The organism is Pseudomonas sp. W4I3, assembly GCF_030816195.1.
Taxonomy (GTDB): domain Bacteria; phylum Pseudomonadota; class Gammaproteobacteria; order Pseudomonadales; family Pseudomonadaceae; genus Aquipseudomonas.
Genome location: NZ_JAUSXS010000001.1, coordinates 1,487,516 through 1,504,923, shown reverse-complemented (window position 1 = coordinate 1,504,923; position 17,408 = coordinate 1,487,516). Strand labels below are relative to the sequence as shown.

Sequence of the window (17,408 nt, the reverse complement as noted above, 5' to 3'; positions counted from 1 at the left end):
ATACCGCCCTTAACTTGCAGCTTGCCGCTTGTAACTCGAAGCTTAAAAGTACCCCTGCCGTTTTTTATCTTCCATGGAGCCGGCGCCATCGTGGTCGATGACCCGGCCCTGGCGCTCGGAAGTTCGCGTCAGGAGCATTTCCTGAATGATGTCCGTGAGCGTTTCGGCTTCGGACTCCACCGCGCCCGTCAACGGGTAGCAGCCAAGGGTGCGGAAACGGACTTTCTTTTTGACGATGCGGGCTTTGTCTTCGTCGGACAGATGCTCGAGGATGCGGTCGTCGTCGATCATGATCAACGTGCCGTTCTTCTCGATTACGTCGCGTTCGGCGGCAAAATACAGCGGCACGATCGGGATGCCTTCCAGATAGATGTACTGCCAGATGTCCAGCTCGGTCCAGTTCGACAGCGGGAACACACGGATGGATTCGCCCTTGTTGACGTTGCCGTTGTAGACGTTCCACAACTCCGGGCGCTGGTTCTTCGGGTCCCAGCGGTGCTTGCTGTCGCGGAACGAGTACACGCGCTCTTTGGCGCGGGATTTCTCTTCATCGCGACGGGCACCGCCAAAAGCTGCGTCGAAACCATGCTTGTCCAAAGCCTGTTTGAGGCCCTCGGTCTTCATGATGTCGGTGTGCTTGGCGCTGCCGTGGGTGAATGGGTTGATGTTCTGCGCCACGCCATCGGGGTTGATGTGGGTGATCAGGTCCAGGCCCAGCTCTTCGACCATCTTGTCGCGGAACGTGTACATCTCCTGGAATTTCCAGCGGGTGTCGACGTGCATCACTGGAAACGGCAACTTGCCCGGGAAGAAGGCCTTGCGTGCCAGGTGCAGCATCACGGCGGAGTCTTTACCGATCGAGTAGAGCATCACCGGGTTGTCGAACTCGGCGGCGACCTCGCGGATGATGTGGATGCTTTCCGCCTCCAGCTGTTTCAGATGCGTCAGTTTGTCGACCATAGCTACTCACGGAAAAACGATCGTATGGACGGCCAGCGGGCCGTGTTCGAGCGGGGCATGCTAGCACAGCACCTGCTTCTATTCAGGGCGCCAACTAGATCGAAACGGTATATGGATATGCCGCTGAGTTTGGCCTGGAACTCGGTCAAGTGTGGGAGGGGGCTTGCTCCCGATAGCGGTGGATCAGTAACAGATGAATTGACTGACATACCGCTATCGGGAGCAAGCCCCCTCCCACATTTGGCTCGGCCGTGGGCCTCAGATCGGGTTCGGGCAATCGATGAAGATATGCTCCAGGGCGAAGCGGCGTGCCAGGTAATCCCCCAACGCCTGCACGCCGTAGCGCTCGGTGGCGTGATGACCGGCGGCGATGAAGCTGATGTCGTTTTCCCGCGCGCTGTGGAAGGTCTGCTCCGATGCTTCGCCGCTCAGGTACAGGTCGACACCGGCAGCCACCGCCTGGTCGATATAGCCCTGGCCGCCGCCGGTGCACCAGCCCACGCGGCGGATCATTTCGCTGCCTTCGATCAACAGCGGCTCACGGCCAATCACCTCCTGCACGCGACGGGCAAAATCACGCGGTGACAGCGGCTCGTCGAGGGAGCCGACCAGGCCCACCACCTTGGAATCGCCGGGGTCCAGCGGGCCTTCGACGGTGATATCAAGGTGCCTGGCAAGCTGCACGTTGTTGCCGACATCCGGATGCAGATCCAGGGGTAGATGGTAGGCCAGCAGGCTGATGTCATGCTTGAGCAAGGTTTTCAGGCGACGCTGCTTCATGCCGGTGACACAGGGGTTCTCGCCCTTCCAGAAGTACCCGTGGTGTACCAGGATCAGGTCGGCCTGGGCTTCGACGGCAGCGTCCAGCAGGGCCTGGCTGGCGGTGACGCCGCTGACGATGCGCATCACCTGGGGCCGGCCCTCGACCTGCAGGCCGTTGGGGCAATAGTCAGCGATTTTCGAGCTGCCGAGGTAGCGGTCCGCTTCCTCGACGAGGGTGGTAAGGGGGACGGCCATAAAAGACTCCTAAATATCCCGTTCGCAGGCGTCACAGCCTCGTATAATGCGCGACATTATGGTCGCTCCCGCGCCCCCTGCAACCTGTCAGGACTTACTTGATGCTCAAGGCACTGCGTTTTTTTGGATGGCCATTGTTGGCTGGCGTGCTGATTGCGATGCTGATCATTCAGCGTTATCCACAATGGGTTGGCCTGCCCAGCCTCGACGTGAACCTGCAACAGGCCCCGCAAACCAGCACCGTGGTGCAAGGCCCGGTGACCTACGCGGACGCCGTCACTATTGCCGCTCCCGCCGTGGTCAACCTGTACACCACCAAGGTCATCAACAAGCCGGCGCATCCCTTGTTCGAAGACCCGCAGTTTCGCCGCTATTTCGGTGACAACGGGCCCAAGCAACGGCGCATGGAGTCCAGCCTCGGTTCCGGGGTGATCATGAGCCCCGAAGGCTACATCCTCACCAACAATCACGTGACCACCGGTGCCGACCAGATCGTGGTGGCCCTGCGTGACGGCCGCGAGACCCTGGCCCGCGTGGTGGGCAGCGATCCGGAAACCGATCTTGCCGTGCTGAAAATCGACCTGAAGAATCTGCCCTCGATCACCCTGGGCCGCTCCGACGGCCTGCGCGTAGGCGACGTGGCGCTGGCCATCGGCAACCCGTTCGGCGTGGGCCAGACGGTGACCATGGGCATCATCAGCGCCACTGGGCGTAATCAGTTGGGCCTTAACAGCTATGAAGACTTCATTCAGACCGATGCGGCGATCAACCCCGGTAATTCCGGCGGCGCGCTGGTGGATGCCAATGGCAACCTGACGGGCATCAACACGGCGATTTTCTCCAAGTCCGGCGGCTCCCAGGGCATCGGTTTTGCGATCCCGGTGAAGCTGGCGATGGAAGTGATGAAATCGATCATTGAACACGGCCAGGTGATTCGCGGCTGGCTGGGCATTGAAGTACAGCCCTTGACCAAGGAACTGGCCGAGTCGTTCGGCCTGACCGGACGTCCTGGCATCGTGGTCGCGGGGATCTTCCGTGACGGTCCGGCGCAGAAAGCCGGCCTGCAATTGGGCGACGTGATCCTTAGCATCGACGGCGCACCGGCGGGTGATGGTCGCAAGTCGATGAACCAGGTGGCGCGGATCAAGCCGACCGACAAGGTGGCGATCCAGGTGATGCGCAACGGCAAGGAGCTCAAGCTGTCGGCGGAAATCGGCCTGCGCCCGCCACCGGCGACGGCGCCCGTAAAAGAAGAGGAATAAGCGGCATCCTCCAGGTGCCCGTTCGCGGGCACTTGCAGAAATAGATTACATAGAAATATTTCTCATTGGTCATGTTATATTGTTTCAATATCGACATTGGAACGCTCTATCATGCCGTCTCGAAAGTTTGCGCCCCTGGCTGGCCTCGCCTTTGGCTTGCTGCTCGACCCTGCTTACGCCGAAGAAAACACGCTGGAGCTGGACACCATCAGCGTCACCACCGAGGCTTATGAATCAGCGACCGGCCCGGTGCAGGGCTACCGTGCTACCCGCTCCGCCAGTGCCACCAAGACCGACACCGCCCTGCGCGACATCCCGCAATCGATCAGCGTGATTCCCGCCACGGTACTCAAGGACCTGGGCAGCACCAGCGTGGAGCGCGCCCTGGAGTTTGCTGGCGGAGTCTCAAAACAGAACAACTTCGGCGGCCTGACCCTCTACGAATACAGCGTGCGCGGCTTCACCACCTCTGAGTTCTATCAGGATGGCTTCAGTGCCAACCGGGGCTACCCAAGCACGCCGGACGCCGCGAATATCGAACGCATCGAAGTGCTCAAGGGGCCTGCCGCCAGCCTGTATGGCCGCGGCGATCCTGGCGGCACGGTGAATATCGTCAGCAAGAAGCCTCAGCCGGAGGCCTTCACCACGTTGCAGACCAGCGCCGGCAGTTGGGATCGCTATCGCACGGCGCTGGATGTGAATACCCCGCTGGACAGCGAGGGGCGAGTGTTATCCCGCGTCAACCTGGCGGTTGAAGACAACCACAGCTTTCGTGATCACGTGGACGCCAAGCGAGTGTTCGTCGCGCCGTCCTTCAGTTGGCAACTCGATCCGGACACCAGCCTGCTGGTGGAAAGCGAATTCGTGCGCCACAGCTCTACCTTCGACCGAGGTATCGTCGTCAACACCGGCATGTCCCGGTCCACCTTCCTCGGCGAGCCCAACGACGGCAATATCCGCAACCACAACAACCGCCTCCAAGTGGCATTGGAGCATCACCTCAACGATGCCTGGAAACTGCGCCTGGCCAGTCACTACAAACAAGGCAGCCTGTGGGGCGACGCCTCGGAAAGTCGCGCGCTGAACCCCGATGGTCACACCGTCAATCGCCGCTACCGCGAGCGCTCCACCGGGTGGCATGACAGCATCACCCAACTGGAACTGCGCGGCCTGTTCGACGTGGGCAGCTGGCAACATGAACTGCTGATCGGCACCGAGTACGAGGACTACCGCAAGAAGGAACGCGTGACCACCGTTGGCGGCGCCAATTACCCCATCGATATCTACAACCCGGTCTACGGCAAGCCAAAACCCAACGGCACGCGCTCGGGCACCGATACCTTCGAACATACCAAAAGCCAGGCGCTGAACCTGCAAGACCAGATCGTCTTTACCGACCGCCTGCGCGGCATGGTGGGAGCGCGTCTGGAGCATTTCGAACAGAGCACCGATGATTTTGCCCGCAACCACACCAAAAGCCGGCAAACCCACGACGCCCTGACCCAGCGCGCCGGCCTGCTCTATCAACTGACGCCGCAGGTGGGGGTATTCGCCAACGCCTCCACCTCGTTCAAGCCCAACAGCGGCGTGGATGCGGGCGGCAAGACCTTCAAGCCCGAAGAAGGCGTCGGTTATGAAGTGGGGATCAAGAGCGAGCTGTTCGATGACCGCCTCAGCGCCACCCTCGCCGCCTTCCATATCGAAAAGGAAAACGTGCTGACCCTGGACCCGGCAACCAACACCAACCGTGCAATGGGCAAGGCGCGCAGCCAGGGGTTCGATCTGCAACTGACCGGGCAAGTCACCGACGCCATTCGCGTGATCGGCGCGTTTGCCTACATCGACGCCGAAGTGACCAAGGGCGATAAAGCCATTCCAACGGGTAGCCGCATCCTCGGCGTGGCCAAGCGCAGCGGCAGTCTATTGGGCGTGTATGAGTTCCAGGACGGCGCATTGCGCGGTTCGGACCTGGGTGCGGCGTTTACCTATGTCGGTAATCGCTCCGGTGAAGCGGGAACAGGCTTCGAACTGCCCGCCTACCACACGGTCGATCTGCTGGCGCATTACAAGGCGACGCAGAACGTTACCGTGGGCTTGAACCTCAACAACCTGTTTGATGAAAGGTATTACGAGCGCTCCTACAGCAGCTACTGGGTCAACCCCGGTGAGCCGCGCAACTTGACGCTCAGCCTGACCCTCAATCTCTAAGCGGGCACAGTACTCAATGTGGGTGGGGGCTTGCCCCCGATAGCAGTGTGTCAGTCTCAACATTCCTGACTGATACATCGCTATCGGGAGCAAGCCCCCTCCCACAGTTAGATGTGCATCTATAGCGATTACAGCGACACAGGCGCCCTTTCACACAAGGTATTAAGCGCCGCCGCCCACTGCGGGTCATCATTCAAGCAGGGCACCAGCACCAATTCCTCGCCCCCCGCCTCACGGAACTGCTCCAGCCCGCGATCGCCGATCTCCTCCAGGGTCTCGATGCAATCGGCGACAAAGGCCGGGCACATCACCAACAGTTTCTTCACGCCTTGTTGCGCCAGTGCCTCAAGGCGCGCCTCGGTGTAGGGTTCGATCCACTTGGCGCGGCCCAGGCGAGACTGGAACGCCACCGACCACTTGCCGTCCGGCAGCCCCAGCCGCGCGGCCACATCGCGGGCGACGCTGAAACACTGCGCGCGATAACAGGTGGCGAGCACTTCAGGCGACGCGTTCTTGCAGCAATCGGCGTCTTTGAAACAATGCTGGCCCGTCGGGTCAAGCTTTGTCAGGTGGCGCTCCGGCAAGCCGTGGAAACTCAGCAGCAGGTGGTCGTAATCCTGCTCTACATGCGGCCGCACACTGGCTGCCAGGGCATCGAGGTACTCAGGTTGATCGTAGAACGGCTGCAGGATCGAGAATTGCACCTTCAGTTTCTTGTCGCGCACCACACGCCGGGCTTCCTCGATCACCGTGGTCACGGTGCTGTCGGCAAACTGCGGGTACAGCGGCGCCAGGGTCACTTTCGCAATGCCCTGGGCGGCCAGGCGCGTGAGCACGGTTTCGAGCGAGGGCTCGCCATAGCGCATCGCCAGCTCCACCGGGCCTTGGGTCCATTGCGTGGTCATCTGCTGCTGCAGGCGACGGCTGAGGACCACCAGCGGCGAGCCCTCGTCCCACCAGATGGACGCATAGGCATGCGCCGATTGCTCGGGGCGCTTGATCAGGATCAGCGAAACCAGCAAGCGACGCACCGGCCACGGCAGATCGATCACATAAGGGTCCATCAAAAACTGATTGAGGTAACTGCGCACATCGGCCACCGAAGTGGACTTTGGCGAGCCCAGGTTAACCAGCAACAACGCGTGATCGGTCATGCAACATCCTATCTCTAGAGGCGGCTGGACAAGTCGTCCAGGGCCGCACGCAACTCAGTGAACTGGAAAGTGAAACCTGCAGCCAGCAGCCGCTCAGGCAATGCCTTTTGCCCACCCAGCAACAAACCCGACAACTCGCCCAAGCCGACCTTCAGTGCAAAGGCCGGCATCGGCATGAACGCCGGGCGGTGCAGCACCTGGCCCAGCGTCTTGGCAAATTCGCGGTTACGCACCGGGTGTGGCGCGCACGCATTATAAGGACCGCTGGCGTCAGCCTTGTGCAGAAGAAAATCAATCAGGGCGATTTGATCCTGAATATGCACCCACGGCATCCATTGCCGACCATTGCCGATTGGCCCGCCCAGCGCCAGTTTGAACGGCAGCAGCAGGCGCGACAAAAAGCCGCCCTCGGCGGCCAGCACCAGGCCGGTACGCACCAGCACCACGCGAATGCCCAAGGCTTCGGCACGCGTTGCGGTTTCTTCCCAGGCAATACACAGCTGGCTAGGGAAATCGTCCAGCACCGGGCCGCTGGCTTCCGTCAGTTCACGCTCGCCGCCGTCGCCGTACCAACCCACCGCAGACCCGGAGATCAGCACGGCGGGTTTGTGCTCCAGGCTTTCCAGCCACGCGAGCAGGGTTTCGGTCAGGCTGATGCGGCTGCTCCACAGCAACGCCTTGCGCTTGTGGGTCCAGGGGCGGTCGGCGATGGGCGCGCCGGCGAGGTTGACCACCGCATCCACCACGCCGTTCACGTCTTGCAGGCGCGCGACACCCACCACTTGCGCGCCGCACAACCGCGCAACGGAGTCCGGTTTGCGGCTCAATACGGTCAGGTGGTGGCCCTGGGCAAGCCAGTGCCGGCACAGTTGACGGCCGATCAAGCCGGTACCGCCGGTCAGCAAAATATGCATGGGACTCTCCTCATGTAACGTTCGCCGCCGCTCACTGGTCTATTTTATAAGCAGGGATCAATTTGATAATCGAGCGTGACGGGCGTTTAAGCCATCGCTTAACCATAGGTCACGCCACACAATCAGGCACGCCAAAACTTATACCAAAAAACAATATTGTACAGCTATTGGTGTCGGCGTAGTCTGTACCCAACGGTAAAACGAGGCCTCCCATGACTGTCCCCATCGCGATCATAGGCACCGGCATTGCCGGTCTCTCCGCCGCCCGAGCGTTACAAGACGCGGGGCACGTTGTTCAACTCTTCGATAAAAGCCGCGGCAGCGGCGGCCGTATGTCCAGCAAGCGCAGCGATGCCGGCGCACTGGACATGGGCGCGCAGTACTTCACTGCCCGTGATCGGCGCTTCGTCAACGAAGTACAACGCTGGCAAAGCCATGGCTGGGCGCAGCAGTGGAAACCCCAGCTGTACAACTTCAAGTCCGGCCAATTGACGCCCTCCCCCGACGAACAGATCCGCTGGGTCGGTACGCCGCGCATGAGCGCCATTACTCGCGCCCTGCTCGACGACCTGCCGGTGGAGTTCGGTTGCCGCATCACCGAAGTATTCCAAGGCACGCAACACTGGAACCTGCTCGACGCCGATGGCGGTAATCACGGCCCGTTCAGTCATGTGATCATCGCCACACCGGCGCCCCAGGCCACCACCTTGCTGGCGGCCGCACCGAAGCTGGCGAGCGCCGTGGCCGGGGTTAAAATGGACCCCACCTGGGCCATCGCCCTGGCCTTCGACACGCCGCTGGATACACCGATGGAAGGCTGCTTCGTCCAGGACAGCGCCCTCGACTGGCTGGCGCGCAACCGCAGCAAACCGGGACGTGACGTCGCCGTCGACACCTGGGTGCTGCATGCCACCAGCGCTTGGAGCAAGGCCCACCTGGACCTGCCCAAAGAAGCCGTGATCGAGCACCTGCACGGCGCCTTCGCCGAATTGCTGCATTGCGCCATGCCGGCCCCGTCATTCAGCCTGGCACACCGATGGCTCTATGCCCGACCGTCAAGCAGTCATGAGTTCGGCGTGCTGGCTGATGCCGACCTGGGCTTGTTCGTCTGCGGCGACTGGTGCTTGTCGGGCCGCGTCGAAGGCGCTTGGCTCAGCGGCCAGGAGGCGGCGCGACGGTTGATCGAGCACCTGCAATGAACCGCATCAATCCGGCCAAATTGCTGCCGTCAAAATGGACAGCAACGTCGCCGAAAAACAAGGAAAAACACTTCCTCGTCACAGAGCTGTTCCGTGACGAGGAAGGCACCGTGCTGGAAATCGAGCTGCAAGCAGTGCTGACCCGCAGGACCGAGCGCATGGAATGGCAAACGTTGCGCAACGTCGATAGCTGGAAAATGGGTTGGCAGTAAGCCTCTTGCAAATACCTGTACAAAATAATTGACTTGTACAAGATCAAATCTATGATGAGATTTAGTTGTACAGCCATTCAAAGCTGTACAGGAATTTCGCAGAGGTTTGCCCATGTCCAATTCCGTGAAACCCAAGATCGGCATCAGCGCCTGCCTGTTGGGCGAGAATGTGCGTTTCAACGGTGGGCATAAACAATCCCTGTTGTGCAGCCAGACCCTGGCCGAGTACTTCGACTACGTGCCGTTGTGCCCTGAAGTCGCGATCGGCCTGGGCATCCCGCGCGAAACCATTCGCCTGGTCGGCGACGCCGCCAACCCGCAAGCCGTGGGCACCGTACACCGCGAACTCAACGTGACCCAGCCACTGGATGAATACGGGCAGGCGATGGCACGCGAACACACCGACCTGTGTGGCTACATCTTTATGCAGAAGTCGCCGTCCTGTGGACTGGAGCGGGTCAAGGTTTACCGTGACAACGGCGCACCGGTAGATGGCGGTGGGCGCGGTATCTACGCCCAGGCGTTCTGCGCGCGCCACCCCAACTTGCCGGTGGAAGAGGACGGCCGCCTGAACGACCCGGTCTTGCGAGAAAATTTCCTTACCCGTGTATTCGTCTACGCCAGTTGGCAGCAGTTGCTCGCCGAAGGGCTGTCGCGCCATCGCCTGCTGGCGTTTCACTCACGCTACAAATATCTGCTGATGGCTCACAGCCCGGCGCACTACAAGAGCCTTGGCCAGTTGCTCGGCACCATGGGCAAGGATGACGACCTCAACGAACTGGCCAGCGGCTACTTCAGCGAACTGATGACGGGTCTGAAAAAGTGCGCCACCCGCGGCACCCACACCAATGTGCTGCAACACATCAGCGGCTATTTGAAAGAGGCCATCAGCGCCGATGACAAGCAGGAAATGCAAACCGTCATCGGCCAATACCGCCACGGCATCGTGCCACTGGTGGTGCCCCTCACGCTGCTCAAACATCACTTTCGTCAGCACCCGGACCGCTACATTGCGCAGCAGGCCTACCTGCAACCGCACCCGGAAAACCTCAGCCTGCGTAATGCGATCTAAACCATGAAAGCTGCCCTGCAAGACGAACCCGGCGAAGACATCGCCCTGGCCCTGGAAAATGGCTGGCTACCGATCCGCGAAGTGGCGCGCCAGACCGGCGTCAACGCCGTGACCCTGCGCGCGTGGGAGCGCCGGTATGGCCTGATCGTGCCTCAGCGCACGCCCAAGGGGCATCGGTTGTTCAGCGCCGAACATGTGCAACGTATTCACGCCATCCTCACCTGGCTCAATCGAGGCGTGCCGGTCAGCCAGGTCAAAGGTTTGATCGACTCCGCCCAAGCCAACCCCGAGTCGATGCAAAGCGAATGGCATGCTCTGCGCCAAGGCTTGGTGAACGCCATCAGCGAATTGGCTGAACGCCGGGTCGACGATGCCTTCAACCAAGCCATGGCGCTCTACCCGCCACGCACCTTGTGCGAACAGTTGATGCTGCCGCTGCTCAGCGAGCTGGAACAGAAATGGCAAGGTCAATTCGGCGCACAGATGGAGCGGGTATTTTTCCTGTCATGGCTGCGCAGCAAATTTGGCGCGCGGATCTACCACAACAATCGTCAACTCCAGGGTGCCCCGCTGTTGTTGGTCAACCACTCCGACTTACCGTTGGAACCGCACCTGTGGCTCAGTGCCTGGCTGGCCAGCAGCGCCGACTGCCCGGTGGAGGTGTTCGATTGGCCGCTGCCCGCCGGCGAACTGGCCCTGGCGGTGGAACATCTGCAACCGCGAGCCGTGCTGCTGTATTCAAGCAAGGCTCTGCAGGTACCGGCCCTCAAAAAGCTGCTGGCCGGCGTGGGCTGCCCACTGCTGATTGCCGGACCAACGGTATGCATCCATCACGCCGAGTTAGCCGTATTAACCACTGACTTCCCTAAGTTGTCCGTCGCCGAAGACCCGTTGTCGGCCCACCAGATATTGATCCAGCGTGGAATTGTCTAAATGCACTTGATCTGGCTGCGCACCGACCTGCGCCTTCACGACAACACCGCACTGACTGCCGCCAGCCAGCGAGGCCCGGTTGCGGCCGTTTACCTGATCACGCCGCAACAATGGCTGGCTCACGACGACGCGCCGTGCAAAGTGGATTTCTGGCTGCGCAACTTGCAAACACTGAGCCAGGCGCTTGGGGAGCTGAACATCCCGCTGCTGATCCGCCACGCCGCCACCTGGGACCAGGCGCCGGACGTAGTGAGCCAGTTGTGCCGCGAACTCCAGGTGGAGTCGGTGCACGTCAACGAGGAATACGGTATCCATGAGAGCCGTCGCGACAGCGCGGTGAGCCAGGCGCTGGAGGCGCAAGGCGTAACCTTCCACAGTTACCTGGACCAGCTGTTTTTCCAGCCGGGCAGCGTGCTGACCAAGTCCGGCACTTACTTCCAGGTGTTCAGCCAGTTCCGCAAGGTCTGCTACACCCGCCTGCACAGCGCCTTGCCGCGCTTGGTGGCAAGCCCAAAAGCCCAGGCCCGGCTTGACCTGAAAAGCGACGCCATCCCCACCACGGTCGAAGGCTTCGAGCCGCCCAGCGAAACCTTGCGTGCGCTATGGCCGGCCGGTGAAGACGAAGCGCGCCGCCGCCTCGACGCCTTCGCGGATGAGCAGATCAGCTACTACAAAGACGAACGCGACTTTCCCGCCAAGCCTGGCACCAGCCAGCTGTCGGCCTACCTCGCCGCCGGGGTAGTGTCGCCACGCCAGTGCCTGCACGCCGCGTTGCAGGCCAATCAGGGCGAATTCGAAAGCGGCGACATCGGCACGATTACCTGGATCAACGAACTGCTGTGGCGCGAATTCTACAAACATATCCTGGTGGGTTACCCGCGGGTCTCGCGCCATCGTGCGTTCCGCCCCGAAACCGAAGCCGTGGCCTGGCGTGATGCGCCCAAGGACCTCGCGGCCTGGCAGCAAGCCCGCACCGGCTTGCCGATTATCGATGCGGCCATGCGCCAACTGCTCGAAACCGGCTGGATGCACAACCGCCTGCGCATGGTGGTGGCGATGTTCCTGACCAAGAACCTGCTGATCGACTGGCGCGAGGGCGAGCGCTTCTTCATGCGCCACCTGATCGACGGCGACCTGGCAGCCAATAACGGCGGCTGGCAGTGGAGTTCGTCAACAGGCACCGATTCCGCGCCGTACTTCCGGATCTTCAGCCCGCTGAGCCAGTCGGAAAAATTCGACAGCGAAGGCCTGTTCATCAAGCACTGGCTGCCCGAGCTGGCCGCGCTGAATAGAAAGGAAGTCCACAACCCGCAAGCAGCCGGGGGCTTGTTCGGCGTGGCCGATTACCCGAACGCCATCGTCGACTTGAAAAAATCCCGCGAGCGCGCCCTTGCCGCCTTTCGCAGCCTGCCCGCGCGTCAGGAGATGGCCGAGCATGAGTGACTTCCTGCGCCGCTTCGGCCACACCTTCGCCACGTTGGACTCGCACAACCTGCACCTGCTCGACAGCCTCTACAGCGACGACATCGTATTCGCGGATCCGCTGCATGAAGTCCACGGGCTGCCTGAACTGCAGCGCTACTTTGCGCAGCTGTACAGCAACGTCAGCCAGCTTGGCTTTGATTTCCACGGTTTCGACCAAACGACCGAAGGCGAAGGCTACCTGCGCTGGACCATGAGTTTTCGTCACCCGCGCCTGGCCAGCGGCAAGCTGATCCAGGTGCCCGGTTGCTCCCACTTGATGTGGCGCGAGAAGGTCTACCGGCATCGCGATTATTTCGATGCCGGCGCTCTGCTTTATGAACATCTGCCGGTCCTCGGCGGCGTCATCAGTTGGCTGAAAAGGAGAATGGGATGAGCCTGACACCGCCCCGTCGTTATTGGTTGACCGGCGCCAGCAGTGGCATCGGTGCCGCGCTGGCCGTGGAATTGCTCAACAGCGGCGCCCACGTGGCGCTCAGCTCGCGCAGCAAAGGCCCGCTGCAAGCCCTCGCCCAGCGTTATCCGGGGCAGGTGCTGGTGGTGGACGGCGACCTGACCAACAGCCAGACCGTACGCGAAATCGGTGAACGCATCGACGAAGCCTGGGGTGCGCTGGATACGGTGATCCTCAACGCGGGTACCTGTGAATACGTCGACGCCAGGCAGTTCGATGCCTCGATCATCGAACACGTGGTGCGCACCAACCTACTGGCCAGCAGTTATTGCATTGAAGCCGCGCTGCCACTCTTGCGTGCCGGGCATACGCCGCATCTGGTGGGCGTGGCCAGCGCCGTGACCTACCTGCCCATGCCACGGGCCGAGGCCTACGGTGCATCGAAGGCGGGGCTGCGCTACCTGTTTGAATCCCTGCGCATTGGCCTGTCACCGGAGAACATCGACGTTACCGTGATCAGCCCGGGGTTCGTCGACACGCCCCTGACCGAACGCAATGACTTCCCCATGCCGCTGAGCTGGCCCGCCGACAAGGCGGCCAGGCATATCTTCGCCAAGCTGGAAAAACGCCCGCTGGAGATTGCCTTTCCGGCCCTGTTCATCGCCACCTTATGGCCGCTGTCGAAGCTGCCTAACCGTGCACAACTGATCATCGGCAAGCGCATGTTGCGCAGCCCGCCGCCGAAAAAGGACGACCTGTGAAGATCGCCATTATCGGCAGCGGCATCGCCGGACTGACCAGCGCCTACCTGCTCAGTCGGCGCCACGACATTACGCTGTTCGAAGCGGGTGACTGCCTGGGCGGGCACACGCATACGGCCAACGTAACGGTCGAGGGCAAGCGCTATGCGGTGGACACCGGTTTCATCGTGTTCAACGACTGGACCTACCCGAATTTCATCCGCTTGCTGGGGCAGATCGGGGTGCGGTTCAAACCCACCGAAATGAGTTTTTCGGTGTGCGACCAGAGCACCGGCCTCGAATACAACGGCAATAACCTCAACAGTTTGTTTGCCCAGCGCCGCAACATCCTGTCGCCGGGGTTCTGGGGCATGCTGCGCGATATCCTGCGTTTCAACCGCCAGGCGCCGCTGGACCTGCAAGAGCAGCGCATCAAGGCGGACATGACCCTTGGCGACTATCTCGAAGCCGGCGGTTATGGCCCTCGATTTATCCAGCATTACATCGTGCCGATGGGTGCGGCGATCTGGTCGATGTCGCTGGCCGACATGCTTGGCTTTCCGCTGCAATTCTTCGTGCGCTTCTTCAAGAATCACGGCCTGCTGTCGGTGAGCAATCGTCCGCAATGGTGCGTGATCGAAGGGGGCTCCAGCAGCTATATCGAACCGCTGAGCCGCAGCTTTCGCGATCAGGTACGCCTCAATTGCCCTGTGCATAAGGTGCAGCGCACCGATGACGGCGTGGTTATCCACAGCCCGGCGGGCAGCGAGACGTTCGACCGCGTGGTCTTCGCCTGCCACAGCGACCAGGCCCTGGCCTTGCTCGACGACCCAAGCGAGGCCGAACAGCAAATCCTCGGTGCCCTGCCCTACGCCGACAACGACGTGGTGCTGCACACCGACACGCGACTGCTGCCCGACCGCAAGCTGGCCTGGGCCAGCTGGAATTACCGGCTGACCGGCAGTCAGCAACATCAAGCCGCCGTCACCTATGACATGAACATCCTGCAAGGCATCGACAGCGCCACCACTTTTTGCGTCAGCCTCAACCAGACGCCGATGATCAACCCGCTGAAAATCCTGGCGCGCTACACCTACGCTCATCCGCAGTACAGCCTGGCGGCGGTGGCCGCACAGGCGCGCTGGGAAGAATTGCATGGCGCGCGCAATACGTTCTACTGCGGCGCCTACTGGGCCAACGGTTTCCATGAAGACGGCGTGGTCAGCGCCTTGCGCGTGGCCCAGGCCTTTGGGGAAACCCTGTGAACAGCGCCCTGTACAGCGGCTGGATCGCCCATCGTCGGTTTTCGCCAAAGGCCCATGCCTTTCGCTACCGCATCGGCCTGCTGTACCTGGACCTCAGCGAACAGGACGCCGTGCTCGGGCTCTCGCCCCTGGCCGGCGCGAGTCGCCTGGCGCCGTTCGGCTTTCGCCAGCAGGACTATCTGCGCCAATTCACACGCCACGGCATGAGCTTGAGCGACGCGGTGCGCCAGGAAGTCGGCAAGGCCCTTGGGCGCACGCCGCAAGGCGCTATCTGCCTGCTGACCCAGGCCCGCAGCTGGGGCCTGGCGTTCAATCCGGTGAGCTTTTTCTATTGTTTCGAGGCCGACGGGCAGTTGGCGGCGATCCTGTGCGAAGTCACCAACACACCGTGGCGCGAGCGCTATCACTATGTGCTGCCGGCCCAGGCGCAGGCTGGCGATGAGCATCAGCATTTTGCCGTGGCCAAGGCGTTCCATGTGTCGCCCTTCTTGCCGCGTGATCTGGAATACCGCATGAGCTTCAGCCCGCCCGCCGCCAGGCTCGGCGTGCACATGGCCGACTGGCAAGGCGCGCATAAAGTCTTCGACGCAACCTTGAGCTTGCAGAAGGAAGCCCTGAACCGCGCCAGCCTGCATCGCTATCTTTGGCGCTTCCCCTGGATGACCGCCAAGACCTGCCTCGCGATTTACTGGCAGGCCTTGCGCCTGTTGCTCAAACGCACACCGATTTTTTCCCACCGGGCCGCCGATGGCGCCTCCAGCACCGCAGTCGGGTATACCAAGGATCGCCGCCATGAAATCCCCTAGCTTATCGGTCAAGGCTAATCGCCTGAACGTCAACGGCATGACCGCCGCGCTGCTGCGCAAGGGCGTGTTGCGCCAACTCAGCCAATTGCGCCATGGCCAATTGGTGATCGTCGAGGACGGCGAGCGACAAGTGTTTGGCGCACGGGAAGCGCATCTGCTCGGGGAAATCCAGATCCTCGACTCGGCGGTGTGGGGCCTGGTGGCCGCCAACGGTTCGATCGGTGCCGGCGAAGCGTTTATCCACGGCTACTGGAGCAGCCCGGACCTGACCGCTGTGGTGCGTGTGATGGTCAGCAACCTGGACGTACTCGATGCGATGGAGGGCGGCCTGGCACGTCTGGCGCGACCGCTCACCCAGGGCCTGCACTGGCTCAACCGCAATACGCGCAAGGGCTCGCAGAAAAACATCGCCGCCCATTACGACCTGGGCAACGACCTGTTCGAGCAGTTTCTTGACCCGACCATGATGTATTCGGCGGCGCAATTTCTGACCGCCGACGACACCCTGGAACAGGCGCAACTGAACAAGCTGGAACGCATCTGCCAGAAATTGTCGCTCAAACCCAGCGATCACCTGCTGGAAATCGGTACCGGATGGGGCAGCATGGCGCTGTACGCGGCGCAGCATTACGGCTGCAAGGTGACTACGACCACCTTGTCCAAAGAGCAGTTTGCCTACACCGCCAAGCGCATCGAGGCGTTGGGCCTGCAGGATCAGGTCACATTGCTGCTGCAGGACTACCGCGACCTTACCGGTGAGTACGACAAGCTGGTGTCCATCGAAATGATCGAAGCGGTCGGCCATCGCTTCCTGCCTACGTATTTCAAGCAGTGCGCGCACCTGCTCAAGCCCGACGGCCTGATGCTGCTGCAAGCCATCACTATCCGCGATCAGCGCTTTGAGCAGGCCAAGAACAGCGTCGACTTCATCCAACGCTACATCTTCCCTGGCGGCGCCCTGCCCAGCGTGCAAAACATGCTGCAGATCGTCTGCCGCGACACCGACATGAACCTGCTGCACATGGAGGATTTCGGCCTGCACTACGCGCGAACCCTGCGCCTGTGGCATGAGAACTTTCGCCGCGCCCATGGCCGTCTTGCCGAGCTTGGCTACGACGAGTACTTCCTGCGCTTGTGGGAGTTCTACCTGTGCTACTGCGAGGGCGGCTTCATGGAGCGCACGATTGGCACCGCGCAGTTACTGCTGGCCAAGCCGGCGGCAATCAACCCGCCGTTGCTAGGGCGTTTCAGTGCTTAAAACCCTGGCGAATGCCGCGCTGTTTCAATGCGGCTGGTTCGCCTGCGTGCTCGGCGGCGATGGCCCGTGGTTGCTGGTGGGACTGGCGGTGCTGGTCATTAACCTGCTGTGGATAAGTTCGCTGGCCGATGACGGTGCCCTGATCGTCAGCGTGACACTCGCCGGCACGGTGCAGGACACACTGCTGCGCACGCTGGGGGTTTTCCACTTCAGCGAGCCGGGGCCGCTGATTCCATTCTGGTTGATGCTGCTGTGGGCATTGCTGGCGACCACGTTGCGTCACTGCCTGGCCTGGAGCGCCCGCCCCTGGTGGCGCGCCGCCCTGTTGGGGGCCGTCGGTGGGCCGTTGTCGTATTACGCGGGCAGCCAATTGGCTGGCGTGCAGTTTGGTTATGGCCTGGTGCCCACGATGGCCGGGCTGGCGCTACTTTGGGCAGTGGTGTTCACGCTGCTGGCGGGGGCAGCTACACGCGGCGAATTTCGCACGGCACGTAAAAGATGAAGCCGGTCGGCTTCTGCTTGCAGCTTGCCG

General features: G+C 61.6%; 17 protein-coding genes. 13 read left to right on the top strand and 4 right to left on the bottom strand.

The features are described from left to right. Positions 1–42: 42 nt before the first annotated feature. Together cysD and QF045_RS06690 are read right to left on the bottom strand one after the other, a co-directional pair. A complete protein-coding gene (gene cysD, locus QF045_RS06695) occupies positions 43–960 on the bottom strand; it encodes a sulfate adenylyltransferase subunit CysD (protein ID WP_124385055.1) in 918 nt (305 codons plus the stop codon). Positions 961–1,218: 258 nt separating this feature from the next. Further along, positions 1,219–1,977, bottom strand: a complete 759-nt coding sequence (locus QF045_RS06690) for a Nif3-like dinuclear metal center hexameric protein (RefSeq protein WP_306491549.1) — start codon at positions 1,975–1,977, stop codon at positions 1,219–1,221. 101 nt (positions 1,978–2,078) lie between these two features. Between QF045_RS06690 and algW the strand changes: the two genes are divergently transcribed. Both algW and QF045_RS06680 read left to right on the top strand, forming a co-directional pair. After that, positions 2,079–3,239 carry a Do family serine endopeptidase AlgW gene (algW, locus tag QF045_RS06685; protein WP_124385052.1) on the top strand — a complete coding sequence of 387 codons (1,161 nt, stop codon included), beginning with the start codon at positions 2,079–2,081 and terminating at the stop codon, positions 3,237–3,239. A 111-nt stretch (positions 3,240–3,350) separates the two neighbouring features. Then, positions 3,351–5,447, top strand: coding sequence for a TonB-dependent siderophore receptor (locus QF045_RS06680; protein WP_306491548.1), 2,097 nt, complete (start codon positions 3,351–3,353; stop codon positions 5,445–5,447). A 128-nt stretch (positions 5,448–5,575) separates the two neighbouring features. Here the strand turns inward: QF045_RS06680 and hemH are convergent, their stop codons facing one another. Next, positions 5,576–6,601 (bottom strand): ferrochelatase, encoded by a 1,026-nt coding sequence (gene hemH, locus QF045_RS06675; RefSeq protein ID WP_306491547.1) that lies wholly within the window; start codon positions 6,599–6,601, stop codon positions 5,576–5,578. Between the two features lie 14 nt (positions 6,602–6,615). Continuing rightward, a complete protein-coding gene (locus QF045_RS06670; RefSeq protein ID WP_306491546.1) occupies positions 6,616–7,515 on the bottom strand; it encodes a TIGR01777 family oxidoreductase in 900 nt (299 codons plus the stop codon). A gap of 212 nt (positions 7,516–7,727) precedes the next feature. Here QF045_RS06670 and QF045_RS06665 point away from each other — a divergent pair, with 212 nt between their 5' ends. From QF045_RS06665 to QF045_RS06615, 11 genes are all read left to right on the top strand, one after another. Then, positions 7,728–8,714 (top strand): NAD(P)/FAD-dependent oxidoreductase, encoded by a 987-nt coding sequence (locus QF045_RS06665; protein ID WP_306491545.1) that lies wholly within the window; start codon positions 7,728–7,730, stop codon positions 8,712–8,714. Then, positions 8,711–8,926, top strand: coding sequence for a TIGR02450 family Trp-rich protein (locus QF045_RS06660; protein WP_306491544.1), 216 nt, complete (start codon positions 8,711–8,713; stop codon positions 8,924–8,926). The genes QF045_RS06665 and QF045_RS06660 overlap by 4 nt, the downstream gene beginning before the upstream one ends. Positions 8,927–9,038: 112 nt before the next feature. After that, on the top strand, positions 9,039–9,998 hold the full coding sequence (locus tag QF045_RS06655) for a DUF523 and DUF1722 domain-containing protein (RefSeq protein ID WP_306491543.1): 960 nt from the start codon (positions 9,039–9,041) through the stop codon (positions 9,996–9,998). A gap of 3 nt (positions 9,999–10,001) precedes the next feature. Continuing rightward, positions 10,002–10,931, top strand: coding sequence for a MerR family transcriptional regulator (locus tag QF045_RS06650; protein WP_306491542.1), 930 nt, complete (start codon positions 10,002–10,004; stop codon positions 10,929–10,931). Beyond that, positions 10,932–12,374: a deoxyribodipyrimidine photo-lyase gene (phrB, locus tag QF045_RS06645; protein WP_306491541.1), complete on the top strand. Its 1,443-nt coding sequence runs from the start codon at positions 10,932–10,934 to the stop codon at positions 12,372–12,374. Further along, entirely contained in the window at positions 12,367–12,789 is a 423-nt protein-coding gene (locus QF045_RS06640) for a nuclear transport factor 2 family protein (RefSeq protein WP_306491540.1), read from the top strand. The genes phrB and QF045_RS06640 overlap by 8 nt, the downstream gene beginning before the upstream one ends. Next, positions 12,786–13,568 carry an SDR family oxidoreductase gene (locus QF045_RS06635; protein ID WP_306491539.1) on the top strand — a complete coding sequence of 261 codons (783 nt, stop codon included), beginning with the start codon at positions 12,786–12,788 and terminating at the stop codon, positions 13,566–13,568. The genes QF045_RS06640 and QF045_RS06635 overlap by 4 nt, the downstream gene beginning before the upstream one ends. Continuing rightward, positions 13,565–14,812 (top strand): NAD(P)/FAD-dependent oxidoreductase, encoded by a 1,248-nt coding sequence (locus QF045_RS06630; RefSeq protein WP_306491538.1) that lies wholly within the window; start codon positions 13,565–13,567, stop codon positions 14,810–14,812. Before QF045_RS06635 ends, QF045_RS06630 begins: the two co-directional genes overlap by 4 nt. Beyond that, entirely contained in the window at positions 14,809–15,618 is an 810-nt protein-coding gene (locus tag QF045_RS06625; protein ID WP_306491536.1) for a DUF1365 domain-containing protein, read from the top strand. The genes QF045_RS06630 and QF045_RS06625 overlap by 4 nt, the downstream gene beginning before the upstream one ends. Then, entirely contained in the window at positions 15,605–16,876 is a 1,272-nt protein-coding gene (locus tag QF045_RS06620; protein ID WP_306491535.1) for a cyclopropane-fatty-acyl-phospholipid synthase family protein, read from the top strand. Before QF045_RS06625 ends, QF045_RS06620 begins: the two co-directional genes overlap by 14 nt. Then, positions 16,869–17,378 carry a DUF2878 domain-containing protein gene (locus tag QF045_RS06615; protein WP_306491534.1) on the top strand — a complete coding sequence of 170 codons (510 nt, stop codon included), beginning with the start codon at positions 16,869–16,871 and terminating at the stop codon, positions 17,376–17,378. The genes QF045_RS06620 and QF045_RS06615 overlap by 8 nt, the downstream gene beginning before the upstream one ends. Positions 17,379–17,408 lie beyond the last annotated feature (30 nt).

What these genes read in the sequence shown, in the direction of transcription:
- cysD (WP_124385055.1), bottom strand. Translation starts at nt 960, where the DNA reads ATGGTCGACAAACTGACGCATCTGAAACAGCTGGAGGCGGAAAGCATC.
- QF045_RS06690 (WP_306491549.1), bottom strand. Translation starts at nt 1,977, where the DNA reads ATGGCCGTCCCCCTTACCACCCTCGTCGAGGAAGCGGACCGCTACCTC.
- algW (WP_124385052.1), top strand. Translation starts at nt 2,079, where the DNA reads ATGCTCAAGGCACTGCGTTTTTTTGGATGGCCATTGTTGGCTGGCGTG.
- QF045_RS06680 (WP_306491548.1), top strand. Translation starts at nt 3,351, where the DNA reads ATGCCGTCTCGAAAGTTTGCGCCCCTGGCTGGCCTCGCCTTTGGCTTG.
- hemH (WP_306491547.1), bottom strand. Translation starts at nt 6,601, where the DNA reads ATGACCGATCACGCGTTGTTGCTGGTTAACCTGGGCTCGCCAAAGTCC.
- QF045_RS06670 (WP_306491546.1), bottom strand. Translation starts at nt 7,515, where the DNA reads ATGCATATTTTGCTGACCGGCGGTACCGGCTTGATCGGCCGTCAACTG.
- QF045_RS06665 (WP_306491545.1), top strand. Translation starts at nt 7,728, where the DNA reads ATGACTGTCCCCATCGCGATCATAGGCACCGGCATTGCCGGTCTCTCC.
- QF045_RS06660 (WP_306491544.1), top strand. Translation starts at nt 8,711, where the DNA reads ATGAACCGCATCAATCCGGCCAAATTGCTGCCGTCAAAATGGACAGCA.
- QF045_RS06655 (WP_306491543.1), top strand. Translation starts at nt 9,039, where the DNA reads ATGTCCAATTCCGTGAAACCCAAGATCGGCATCAGCGCCTGCCTGTTG.
- QF045_RS06650 (WP_306491542.1), top strand. Translation starts at nt 10,002, where the DNA reads ATGAAAGCTGCCCTGCAAGACGAACCCGGCGAAGACATCGCCCTGGCC.
- phrB (WP_306491541.1), top strand. Translation starts at nt 10,932, where the DNA reads ATGCACTTGATCTGGCTGCGCACCGACCTGCGCCTTCACGACAACACC.
- QF045_RS06640 (WP_306491540.1), top strand. Translation starts at nt 12,367, where the DNA reads ATGAGTGACTTCCTGCGCCGCTTCGGCCACACCTTCGCCACGTTGGAC.
- QF045_RS06635 (WP_306491539.1), top strand. Translation starts at nt 12,786, where the DNA reads ATGAGCCTGACACCGCCCCGTCGTTATTGGTTGACCGGCGCCAGCAGT.
- QF045_RS06620 (WP_306491535.1), top strand. Translation starts at nt 15,605, where the DNA reads ATGAAATCCCCTAGCTTATCGGTCAAGGCTAATCGCCTGAACGTCAAC.